We start from the raw sequence: 10,937 nt of genomic DNA on the forward strand, positions 1-10,937 counted from the left end.
ATGAAACAAAAAAAGCACTCCTTTCGAAGTGCTTCATTACTAAAAAACTAACTCAATTTATTAATTTAAATCAAAACGCAATCCTAATGAAACATTGTTTTGTTTAATTTCATTATCAGCAAATAAAGAATTCAAGTCATATTTTAAATATAAACTAACATCTTTATATCCCATATATGTACTCAGTCCATAAATAAAATTATTTACGTTATAATCTCCTTTAGATATTACTTTTTCCTTTATATCGTCTTGATCATATTTTAAAATCTGTTTTGATTTAACATTGATTCCCGCGTAACCCCCAATTCCAAAACGGAAACTTTTATGTGTTCTAAAATAGGTTTTTCCATTCTCCGTTTTACTTCCTGAAAAATCAAATTCTAAGTGTAGCGGCACCACTAAATAAACATTTCTAAAACGAGACTCATCTAAATTTACCGGATTAACTTCTAAAATAGTTTCCTTTCCATCTACCACAAAATTACGATTCTCAGTAGGTCGAAGATTATTATACATTACTGTACAAATCCATATTTAGCATGCAATAAATTATGATCTTTCAAGATTCTTGAATTAAATGTAAAACCCCGATTCGTAAAAATGCGATCCCATAAATTTATAATCTGAATCTTTTAAACTGCCATCTGTTACCAAATTATTTAATCCGGCTGCAAACACAAATTGCGATGTAGTTCTTTTTTCTCTGCAAATCGAATCTTTCTCTTTTCCACCTCATTAAATTTAAAACTAATCTTGTACGTTTTTGTAGAATCTTTTTCCTTTATTTTTCCATCTACTTTTTGTTGTACTAAATCATTTGATAATCGATTTTGGGCAACTGTAACCTTTTGTTCGATTTGTGTAATTGCTCTTGCTTCTGCTAATTGCTTTTTCTTTTTATCAGCCTCTTCTTTTGTAATTTTTCCTTCTAAAATTGCACATCACAACTTCAACTTCTTCTTTTAGAGCTGCTTTTTCTTCCTTAGTTACTTTCTCTATATTATTAGCAATTAGTTTCGCTCTGGATTCGAATGTTTCCTGACCTATCATTTTACTAACGAATAAAAATAGGGTGAATATTAAATAAATGGTAAAATTTCTCATGGTGATTTTTTTTAAGATTGATTGATGATGATTTTTAATTTAAATGGTTTTAATTCATCCGAAACTTATTCTTCTAGATTTCTGTTTGCTAAAGCTACTTTTACAGTTTGGTAATTTTTATTAACTTTATTAATTACTTTTTCTCTAAATGAAAGTTCTAACTCCCCATCGACTTGTGAGAGCAGATCGTCAGCATTTATCTTTACTTTGTTTTTCTGCTGAACTCCTCTATCCATTGCTAATGTTTTTTCTGCTGAAATTAACAATTGATCTACTGTTGCATTTTTTGAATTATCAGCGATTACTGTTTGATTTATTTTCGATTCTGTTTTTTGATTGTTTTTCCAATTTTCTTTATTGGCTTCTTTGATGATTGAATGCTCCGCTACTTGATTTTGATTTGTCTTATTATAATTTAATTTTTGATGCTTTTCTTCAGAAACTTTCTCTGTTTCTTGTACAACTATTGCATCTGTATTTAAAGGTTTTGAAATTATTTTGTCGTGATTACTTTTAATTGTCGTTATAGAATCTTTTGGTTGCTCCTCTTTAGTAACTACAGTGTTGTTTAAATCATTATTAGAGATCTCTTTTTGACTCAAATAAACCGTAGTTATCAATAAAAAACCTATAAAACCTGCCGCAACATACATCCAAGTATATTTTCGCTTTGGTTTAGCTTCTTCAGCAACATTCAACATTGCATCCAATCGATCCCAAGCTTTATCACTAGGATTAATCTCTCTTGCATTTAGTTTTTCACGAAACTCTTTTCTAATTTATTCGGTTCCATTTTCTTGATTTTTTAAAGTAATTATTTGCTTTTGCAACATTTTGCGAGCATGTGATAATTGCGATTTTGACGTTCCTTCATTAATCCCCAACATTGTTGCAATTTCATTGTGCTTATATCCTTCGATTGCATAAAGATTAAAAACCATCTTATAACCATCTGGCAAGGCATCTATTAAAAACTGAATTTGATCTGTTGATAATTGGCTTTCGATTCCATTAAAACTCTCTTCAGTATAATTCTCATCTTCAATAAATTTCACTTTTTTTTGAACTCGCAGATATGAGATACATTCATTTACCATTATCCTTCGAATCCATCCTTCAAAACTTCCTTTATTTTCAAATCTTTTAAGATTCGTGAAAACTTTCATGAATGAGGTAATCATTACATCTTCGGCTAGCTGAATGTCTTTAATATACTGTCGACAAACACTTAACATTTTTGAAGAGAACTTACTGTATATCTGCTGTTGCGCCTGTCGATTATTATCGATAGCCAACTGAATGATTTCAGCTTCTTCTTGATGCAATTGGATTACTTTCATAAAAACTCAGTAGAAAATTTCAAAAAAATGATTCGGTAAAATTAATTCAAATAATAGCATTATAAATCGGCAGCTTAAAATCAAACTGACTTCTATTAGCATAGACGCTTTACAATTAAAAAAGGTTGCATGGAATTTAAAAATTTTAATAAATTAAAATTAAAAAAAGAAAACAAAACAACAAAAACACTGTATTACAAGTGTTTAAAAAATATTTCCCCGTAAAATTATTTATTATTTTTTTCTTTCAATAACATAGTTCACCATCAAAGTCAAGGCTGCTTTGAAATCTGAATCTGAATAATTATTAAGCAAAGCGAGTGCTTCTTGCTGAAATTCTACCATTTTATTTTCTGCGTAAGCCAAACCATTATTATCTTTCACAAAAGCAATAACTTCTTTTACTCGCTTTTTGTCTTTATTATGGTTTTTGATAGAATTTATAAGCCAGCTTTTTTCTTTAGAAGTACAATTGTTCAGAACATGAATTAAAGGCAAAGTCATTTTTTGTTCTTTAATATCTATTCCTGTAGGTTTACCAATAGCTTCTTCACTATAATCGAATAAGTCATCTTTTATCTGAAAAGCCATTCCTATAAGTTCACCAAATTTACGCATGTTCTCTACTTGAACTTCATCTTCAATAACCGATTTTGCACCAAGTGCGCAACAAGCGGCAATAAGTGTTGCTGTCTTTTTTCGGATGATTTCGTAATAAACATCTTCAGTAATATCAAGTCTTCTTGCTTTTTCTATTTGAAGTAATTCGCCTTCGCTCATTTCGCGAACAGCGACAGAGATTATTTTAAGTAAATCAAAATCACCATTATCGATAGAAAGCAACAATCCTTTTGAGAGTAAATAATCTCCAACTAGAACGGCAATTTTATTTTTCCATAGTGCATTAATTGAGAAAAAACCTCGTCGACGATTACTATCATCAACAACATCATCATGAACTAAAGTCGCGGTATGAATTAATTCTATAACCGAAGCTCCACGATAGGTACGTTCGTTCACAATTCCTTCTGACACCATTTTTGCTGTCAAGAAAACAAACATAGGTCGCATTTGTTTTCCTTTTCTGTTTACAATATAGTAGGTAATTCTGTTGAGCAGAGCCACCTTTGAAGTCATCGATTCATGGAACTTTTTTTCAAAAAGTTCCATCTCGTTAAAGATGGGCTGTTTTATTTGAGAAGTAATATTCATTTCGATTCCAAATATACTATTTTAAATAAAAAAACGTTGTGTATTTTATAGAAGTATATCAACATTTCGAACTTTTTATACACTATTCATATCCAAGTGAGCCTAATTTGCTTGAAAGTTCATTATTTGCTCATGTCTAAATGTACCGTTACTCTTTTATTTCCCCCATCTTCATAAAATAGCATTAATTTAAAATCTACATTATAATACAATCTCTATTCTAACTAAATTAAATAGTTAGAAATTATACATTTGAAGAAATACATTAAAAAAAACATCAACTCTTTTATCAAAAGAAAAAGCATTAAAAACAAGTACTAATCCTGTTTTTAATGCTTTTTTTATTTTATGCTTAATTTTTTTAAACTTCTGCTTCTTTATTGGCTAATTGTCCGCAAGCAGCATCAATATCTTTTCCTCTGCTTCGACGCACTTTTACCACAACTCCAATATTCTCAAGTGCTTTTATATACGCATTAATTGATTCCTCTGAAGCTTGCTGAAACTCTCCATCATCAATTGGATTATATTCAATTAAATTAACTTTACAAGGCACGTATTTACAAAACTTGACCAATGCATCCACTGATGCTTTATCATCATTAATTCCTTTCCAAACTACATACTCGTATGAAACTTTACACTTGGTCTTTCGGTACCAATACTCTAATGACTCACGTAAATCAGCTAAAGGGAAATTTTTACTAAAAGGCATAATTCGGGAACGAATTTCATCGATTGCCGAATGTAATGAAACTGCTAATTTGAATTTAACATCATCATCAGCCATTTTTTTAATCATCTTAGGGATTCCTGATGTCGACACCATAATGCGTTTTGGCGACATTCCTAAACCTTCAGTAGACGTAATCATATCAATAGCCTTCATAACATTGTTATAATTCATAAGTGGTTCTCCCATACCCATAAAAACAATATTCGACAGCGGGTGATTATAATACAAACGACTTTCTTTATCTATAGCAATTACCTGATCATAAATTTCAGCTGGCTCTAGATTACGCATTCTTTTTAATCTTGCTGTAGCACAAAAATTACAATCCAAGCTACATCCTACCTGACTAGATACACAAGCTGTAGTTCTTGTTTGAGTAGGAATCAAAACTGACTCTACAACCAATCCATCGTGTAATCGAACGGCATTCTTTACAGTACCATCGCTACTACGTTGCATTGTATCGACTTTAATATGATTTATAACAAAATTATCCTCAAGCATAGAACGTGTTGCTTTCGCAACATTGGTCATATCGTCAAAACTATGTGCTCCCTTGCTCCATAACCATTCGTAAACTTGATTCCCACGAAATGCTTTGTCATTATTTGTAACAAAAAATTCGCGTAATTCCTCTTTTGATAAGGCTCGTATATCTTTTTCTCCATTTGCATGCTGCAAATTTAATCACTTTTGTTGTTTTTTAATGTTTTTTAGATGCATTCTTGCTAAAATGCTCAATTTCATAAAAATATTTTCATAAAAATTTCAATCGTTATATACTACGCAAAAGCCTATAAACACTCACTTTTTGTCATTTCAGTTGAAAAATATTTTTTAGCTGAAAATCTTAACTGAAATTTTAGCTATATAAAAATCCGATAGTTCTTACGATTAAAAAACAACAAACTAACAAACAGTACTATACAAAACATTATTTTGTTACCGATTCCATCTTATTTTAATAAGCTACCCCACTCACTATTAATTTACCACTTTCTTAAAGTTTTAACAATGATTATTATCATGCTTTTTACTATGCGTGCATAGTAAATTTGATGAAAAGAAATTAAGAATTGCTTGTGAAGTCAATGTATACTATAGCTTCCATACAAAGTCTAATTAATGATTAACGAATAAATTAATAAAAATGAAAACAATTAAATCTATTTTTCTAACAGTAGCTTGCTTAGCAATGACAACATACATGAGTGCACAAAAAAACTATACTGTAGATGCAAAATCAACTTTTTCAGTGGCAGGAACATCTACTATGCATGATTGGGAAATGAAATCAAATTCTGGAACTGGTACAGGAAATTTAACTATTACTGATACTAAACTAATAGACATTCACAACCTAACCATTACTCTTTTGGCAGAAAGCATAAAAAGTCACAAAACAAGTATGGATAAGGTAGCTTACGAAACTTTAAATACCAAAACTCACAAAAACATTAAATACGTTTTAAAATCTGCCGAAAAAGTAAATGAAACGACTTGGAACTTAACAGGAACATACACAATAGCAGGAGTTAGCAAAGATTTTAAAACTCAGGTAAAAACTACTGTTAACAATGGAGTTGTAATCCTTCAAGGATCTAATAAAATAACGTTTTCTGATTTCGGAATGACTCCTCCAAAAGCATTACTTGGAACCATCAAAACAGGAAAAGACCTTACATTAAATTTCAATATCATTTTAAAATAAATACCACATGAAAAAAATCTATCTCATAGCTACAGTTTTATTAGGAATGGCTACAGCAACGGCCCAAGTTGGATTTGGGCAGATTCAGAATCAAATTTCACGAGACAAAAACGGAATAAATCAATTTGACGTAAAAAAAGATACAGTTCAATACAAAGGACTAAGTATAGATATAGGAGCGGCATTTGCATTACAATTCCAAGGGGTAAATTCTTTCAACGGACAAGAAAATCTGCCTGCTCCAATTTCTGGCTACAGATTAAATAATCTTGAAAACAATTTTAACCTACCCACTGCTAACTTTACAATTGGCGCACAATTATTTGATGGGGTACGTGTAAATCTAGACGTTTATCTTGCTTCTAGACACCATCATGAGACTTGGGTAAAAGGAGGATATTTACAAATTGACAAATTAGATTTCATTAAGAAAGATTTCTTAGCAGATTTCATGAAATATACTACTATTAAAATTGGTCAAATGGAGAACAACTACGGTGATGCTCATTTTAGAAGATCTGACAATGGTAATGCACTAATGAATCCTTTTATCGGGAATAATATTATGGATGCCTTTATTACAGAAATGGGTGCCGAACTTTACTATAACCGAAGCGGTTTTGTAGGTATGATTGGAGTTACAAACTCTAAACTAGACCAAGATGTTAAAGAAGTAAAACAAGCTAGTCCTACGCATAATACAACTGTTAGCCCTACTATCTTGGTAAAAATTGGTTTCGATAAACAACTTGATCCAGATTTAAGAATAAGATTAACAGGATCTTTATACCACACTGCAAATTCAAGTGGAAACTTATATGCATCTGATAGAGCAGGAAGCCGTTTTTATGGTGTAATGAGTCACAGTGATTATACTGGTGCCAATGGAGCTCCCGTTGCAGACAACTTTGACCCAACTACTAATAAAGACACTGGACGTTTTAATCCTGGATACGGAAACTGGGCAACATCATACATGATTAACCCGTTTGTAAAATATAAAGGATTTGAGTTCTTTGGTACTTTAGAATTTACTTCTGGTGGAGATGCAAAAGGTGTTGAAACTTCACGTTCAGTAAACCAATATGCAGGAGATATAGTATACCGATTTGGCGCAAACGAAAACCTTTTTGTTGGAGCAAAATACAACTTAGTTGATGGTAAATTAAGAAACTCTGATGCAGAAGCTGTTAACATAACAAGATTTGAAACTAGTGCTGGTTGGTTTATGACTAAAAACATTTTAGCAAAAGTTGGTTATGTAGATCAACACTACAAAAATTACAGTCAATTTAATGCTGCTGGAAATCCAAATGATTTATACAAAGGAAAATTTAACGGTGTAATGTTTGAAGCTGTTATTACTTTCTAACTTACTCAATGAAAAATTTACTTACAATTGGATTGTTGGGTTTAGCATTATTCCTTTGTTTAGGAAGTGCTAAGCCCACTTTTTTCCCTGACGATTCAATTTTAATTATTAATAAAATTGAAATTAAGATTAGCGGAAAATCAACTGTTGGCGATTATAACTGTGGTAACTCATTAATCAAAAAAGACAGTATCTTTTTAAATTTAAATAAAAAAAATAGTATTTCAGCAGAAATTCCAATGTCTAAATTTGATTGTAGAAACAAAATAATGACCAAGGATTTACAAGCTACAGTAAAAACAAAAATATACCCCAGTAGCTATGTAACCTTATCTGAAATTAAACCTTGTGGCAAAAACTACAAATGCAATCTTACTTTTTTAATAACAGATAAAACGCTTAAATACAAAGACTTTATATTAAATACCACTGGTAATAAAATCCAAGGAACCTTCAATTTGAATTTTTCTGATATTGGTCTTGAACCTCCTGTAAAGATGGCTGGACTGATAAAAGTAAAAGATCAAATAACAATAGACTTTAGTTTATATAAAAACTAATTACACAGCTTAAAAAAAACTTTTCATACAATAATCTAAAATTTTAAAGTTTGGTACAAGAATTGTATTTACACTCAAAAGAAAGATAGTCCTACAAAAAAATGTAATGTCTCATTTTTTTATGTAAATTGTTCTTTCTTAAAACCATACACTTAACATTATATCAACCAAAAAAATTATTTAATTATGAAAAAACAAATTTTAAGCTTAGCAGTTATCGCTTTATTAGCATTCGCAGTACAATCTTGTGAAAAGAAAGAGCCAAAACCTACAGAAGAAGAATTAACTCTTGGAAACAAGGTAGACTCATTAACTACTGATATTAATGAAGTAAAAGACACTGCAGTGGTTAAAGTAGAAGAAGCTGCTAAAGATGTAAAAGATGCTACTAAAAAAGCTGCTGAAGATGTAAAAAATGCAACAGAAAAAGGAGCTAAAAAAGTAGAAGAAGCTGCGAAAGCTGCAAAAGACGGAACTGTGAAAACAGCAAAAGAAGTTAACGATGCTTTAAAAAAATAATTTTCATTTCAGATAAAAACTAAAACCATCCGCATGTGGATGGTTTTTTTATGCGAAAAAGTATAGTAGATATTTTTGTATTTTTGCTTTTCAAATTCATAGATTATACAACATGCATTTTATATCACAAGACTTAGAAGACTACATAGAACAGCATTCAGAAAAAGAACCTGAATTACTAGCTCGCTTAAACAAAGAAACCTACCAAAAAATACTATTGCCACGCATGTTAAGCGGGCATTTTCAAGGACGTGTTTTAAGTATGTTATCCAAATTAATCCGACCAGTAAACATTCTTGAAATTGGCACTTATACCGGTTATGCTGCCTTGTGTTTATGTGAAGGAATGCAAGAAAATGGACAATTACATACAATTGATATTAAAGAAGAATTAATCGACTTTCAACGAAAGTATTTTGATCAATCGCCATGGGGAAAGCAAATTTTTCAACACCTGGGTGAAGCCACAGCTATCATCCCTACGATTGATGTGAAATTTGATTTAGTTTTTATTGATGCTGATAAAGAAAACTACCTTAATTATTACGAAATGATTGTTCCAAAAATGAATAAAGGCGGTATCATTTTATCTGACAATGTTTTATGGAGTGGCAAGGTCTTAGAGCCATTACATCCAAATGATATTAGCACAAAAATCCTTTTAGAGTACAACCTGCTTTTAAAAAATGATCCAAGAGTAGAAACTGTTTTATTACCTATACGCGATGGTCTAACTGTAAGCCGAGTATTATAATTTTTGAGCCTGCATAAATAGAATTAAAAATGGAGTATATCAATGAAATAAACTCGGAAGGTTTTGCAATTATTGATAATGTTTATGATGAAAACGAAATTAAAAAATTGATTTCGATAATTGAAAACGTTACTGAGAACAAAAAGGATAAAACAACCTTTAGGAAATCTGAAGATTTATTTGCTATAAGACAATTTCATAAAGAAATTCCGCAAGCATTAGACTCAATTTTTAATCAGAACTTAAAGGATATTATCAAATCTAACTTTGGGGAGAATTATTTTATAACTAAATCAATCTATTTGACAAACCCGAAAAATCAAATTGGTTTGTTGCGTATCATCAAGACTTAACAATCTCGGTAGATAAAAAAATAGATGTAGAAAGTTTTGAAAACTGGACTACTAAACAAGATCAGTTTGCTGTGCAACCTCCGAAAGATATTCTTGAGAAAAATTTCACGATAAGGATTCATATAGACAAAACGACTAAGGATAATGGTGCTTTAAAAGTAATTAATAATTCACATTCTAAAGGAATTTATAGAGTCGAGAATATGGACTTTAAAAATGAAAAAGAAACAATTTGTGAAGTCGAAAAAGGGGGAATAATGATTATGAAACCATTACTTTTTCATGCTTCTAATAAGACTACAAATAACGAAGAAGAAGAGTTATTCATATTGAATTCAGCAACATTGAGCTTCCGAATGGATTAGATTGGAGCGAAAGAACCAATATTAATTAAAAAGCACATAAATAATTCTGAGCACCTCTTAGCCCAGATGGAAACGGAGAATTTCTTTCCCTGACTTCTTTAGTCAGGAAAAGATAAAGTGTACAGCTGGAAAATGCTCCAAAATTTAAACCGGAAAATACTTTACTTTTGCTTTCTGGTATATCTTATAGATTAAAAATCCCATTATTATTCCTACTGAATATCCACAAAGGATATCTAATGGATAATGCAAGCCTAAATAAATACGGCTGTAAGCAAAAATTAATGGCCATAAGAGATAAAAATCCAAAATATTTAAAGTGCTTGTTAAGTGCTAAATATAAAAAGGTTGCTGCCGCCATCGAATTGGCTGCATGTCCTGAGAAAAAGCTGAATGATTGTCGAGATTGTACAATTCGAATAAACGATTTGATATCAGGATTGTTGCAAGGCTTTAAACGTTGTACGCTATATTTAACTGCATTGGTTAATTGATCAGTACAAGCTATTAGAATTGCTATAAACAAGAGCAAAAACAAGGTTTGTTTTGTCCCTATTTTTTTATAGATAAGATAAAGTAATAGTAAAAAAAAGTGGAGCCCAATTCAATTGATTGGTAATTACCAACCAAAGTTTATCGTAAGATTCTGAACCTAATCCGTTAAGGAATACAAATAGATTTACATCGAATTCTTGTAATTTTTCAAGCATTATAACTGACGTTTTATAGGTCCTGTAATGGAGTCAATATCTTCTTTTGTTTTTTCAAATTGCGTGGTAGCATCTCCTAATAAATTAGTTTTAGCCTTCTCTATTTCAGAATTAATGTTACCTGTCATATCATCCAGGTGCTGCCTCCCTAACAACAGGAGAGGTGCTGCCTCCCTAACAACAGGAGCATGTATTAACCTT

At 30.9% G+C, this 10,937-nt stretch carries 12 protein-coding genes and 3 pseudogenes; 6 read left to right on the forward strand and 9 right to left on the reverse strand.

Features of this window, described 5'->3' with window-relative positions; all coding sequences use genetic code 11:
• Positions 1 to 60 precede the first annotated feature (60 nt).
• The 6 genes from AC1RYN_RS04290 to rlmN all read right to left on the reverse strand — a co-directional run bounded on the left by AC1RYN_RS04290 (position 61) and on the right by rlmN (position 5,073).
• A complete protein-coding gene (locus tag AC1RYN_RS04290; RefSeq protein ID WP_481805956.1) occupies positions 61 to 516 on the reverse strand; it encodes a hypothetical protein in 456 nt (151 codons plus the stop codon).
• A gap of 384 nt (positions 517 to 900) precedes the next feature.
• Entirely contained in the window at positions 901 to 1,104 is a 204-nt protein-coding gene (locus AC1RYN_RS04295) for a hypothetical protein (RefSeq protein WP_481805957.1), read from the reverse strand.
• A gap of 65 nt (positions 1,105 to 1,169) precedes the next feature.
• Positions 1,170 to 1,814, reverse strand: coding sequence for a hypothetical protein (locus AC1RYN_RS04300; RefSeq protein ID WP_481805958.1), 645 nt, complete (start codon positions 1,812 to 1,814; stop codon positions 1,170 to 1,172).
• A gap of 69 nt (positions 1,815 to 1,883) precedes the next feature.
• A complete protein-coding gene (locus AC1RYN_RS04305; RefSeq protein ID WP_481805959.1) occupies positions 1,884 to 2,444 on the reverse strand; it encodes an RNA polymerase sigma factor in 561 nt (186 codons plus the stop codon).
• 234 nt (positions 2,445 to 2,678) lie between these two features.
• Complete coding sequence (locus tag AC1RYN_RS04310) at positions 2,679 to 3,656, reverse strand: polyprenyl synthetase family protein (protein WP_481805960.1); 978 nt, start codon at positions 3,654 to 3,656, stop codon at positions 2,679 to 2,681.
• Between the two features lie 361 nt (positions 3,657 to 4,017).
• Positions 4,018 to 5,073: a dual-specificity RNA methyltransferase RlmN gene (rlmN, locus tag AC1RYN_RS04315; RefSeq protein ID WP_481805961.1), complete on the reverse strand. Its 1,056-nt coding sequence runs from the start codon at positions 5,071 to 5,073 to the stop codon at positions 4,018 to 4,020.
• 469 nt (positions 5,074 to 5,542) lie between these two features.
• Between rlmN and AC1RYN_RS04320 the strand changes: the two genes are divergently transcribed.
• The 6 genes and pseudogenes from AC1RYN_RS04320 (at position 5,543) to AC1RYN_RS04345 (ending at position 10,055) form a co-directional block, all read left to right on the forward strand.
• Complete coding sequence (locus AC1RYN_RS04320) at positions 5,543 to 6,103, forward strand: YceI family protein (RefSeq protein WP_481805962.1); 561 nt, start codon at positions 5,543 to 5,545, stop codon at positions 6,101 to 6,103.
• A 7-nt stretch (positions 6,104 to 6,110) separates the two neighbouring features.
• Positions 6,111 to 7,475, forward strand: coding sequence for a hypothetical protein (locus AC1RYN_RS04325; RefSeq protein ID WP_481805963.1), 1,365 nt, complete (start codon positions 6,111 to 6,113; stop codon positions 7,473 to 7,475).
• Positions 7,476 to 7,483: 8 nt separating this feature from the next.
• Complete coding sequence (locus AC1RYN_RS04330; RefSeq protein WP_129540945.1) at positions 7,484 to 8,035, forward strand: hypothetical protein; 552 nt, start codon at positions 7,484 to 7,486, stop codon at positions 8,033 to 8,035.
• Positions 8,036 to 8,221: 186 nt separating this feature from the next.
• Positions 8,222 to 8,554 (forward strand): hypothetical protein, encoded by a 333-nt coding sequence (locus AC1RYN_RS04335; protein WP_481805964.1) that lies wholly within the window; start codon positions 8,222 to 8,224, stop codon positions 8,552 to 8,554.
• A 112-nt stretch (positions 8,555 to 8,666) separates the two neighbouring features.
• A complete protein-coding gene (locus AC1RYN_RS04340) occupies positions 8,667 to 9,308 on the forward strand; it encodes an O-methyltransferase (RefSeq protein ID WP_481805965.1) in 642 nt (213 codons plus the stop codon).
• A 29-nt stretch (positions 9,309 to 9,337) separates the two neighbouring features.
• Positions 9,338 to 10,055: pseudogene (locus tag AC1RYN_RS04345) on the forward strand (phytanoyl-CoA dioxygenase family protein).
• Between the two features lie 115 nt (positions 10,056 to 10,170).
• On the opposite strand, the pseudogene AC1RYN_RS04350 reads toward AC1RYN_RS04345, so the two are convergent.
• From AC1RYN_RS04350 to AC1RYN_RS04360, 3 genes and pseudogenes are all read right to left on the reverse strand, one after another.
• Positions 10,171 to 10,564, reverse strand: a pseudogene (locus tag AC1RYN_RS04350) (phosphatase PAP2 family protein).
• 22 nt (positions 10,565 to 10,586) lie between these two features.
• On the reverse strand, positions 10,587 to 10,736 hold the full coding sequence (locus tag AC1RYN_RS04355) for a hypothetical protein (RefSeq protein ID WP_481805966.1): 150 nt from the start codon (positions 10,734 to 10,736) through the stop codon (positions 10,587 to 10,589).
• Positions 10,736 to 10,937, reverse strand: a pseudogene (locus tag AC1RYN_RS04360) (hypothetical protein); the annotation flags it as partial. The pseudogene AC1RYN_RS04360 and the gene AC1RYN_RS04355, both read right to left, overlap by 1 nt.

It is taken from the genome of Flavobacterium sp. TC780 (genome assembly GCF_056783245.1).

What these genes read in the sequence shown, in the direction of transcription:
- AC1RYN_RS04290 (WP_481805956.1), bottom strand. Translation starts at nt 516, where the DNA reads ATGTATAATAATCTTCGACCTACTGAGAATCGTAATTTTGTGGTAGAT.
- AC1RYN_RS04295 (WP_481805957.1), bottom strand. Translation starts at nt 1,104, where the DNA reads ATGAGAAATTTTACCATTTATTTAATATTCACCCTATTTTTATTCGTT.
- AC1RYN_RS04305 (WP_481805959.1), bottom strand. Translation starts at nt 2,444, where the DNA reads ATGAAAGTAATCCAATTGCATCAAGAAGAAGCTGAAATCATTCAGTTG.
- AC1RYN_RS04310 (WP_481805960.1), bottom strand. Translation starts at nt 3,656, where the DNA reads ATGAATATTACTTCTCAAATAAAACAGCCCATCTTTAACGAGATGGAA.
- AC1RYN_RS04320 (WP_481805962.1), top strand. Translation starts at nt 5,543, where the DNA reads ATGAAAACAATTAAATCTATTTTTCTAACAGTAGCTTGCTTAGCAATG.
- AC1RYN_RS04325 (WP_481805963.1), top strand. Translation starts at nt 6,111, where the DNA reads ATGAAAAAAATCTATCTCATAGCTACAGTTTTATTAGGAATGGCTACA.
- AC1RYN_RS04330 (WP_129540945.1), top strand. Translation starts at nt 7,484, where the DNA reads ATGAAAAATTTACTTACAATTGGATTGTTGGGTTTAGCATTATTCCTT.
- AC1RYN_RS04335 (WP_481805964.1), top strand. Translation starts at nt 8,222, where the DNA reads ATGAAAAAACAAATTTTAAGCTTAGCAGTTATCGCTTTATTAGCATTC.
- AC1RYN_RS04340 (WP_481805965.1), top strand. Translation starts at nt 8,667, where the DNA reads ATGCATTTTATATCACAAGACTTAGAAGACTACATAGAACAGCATTCA.
- AC1RYN_RS04355 (WP_481805966.1), bottom strand. Translation starts at nt 10,736, where the DNA reads ATGCTTGAAAAATTACAAGAATTCGATGTAAATCTATTTGTATTCCTT.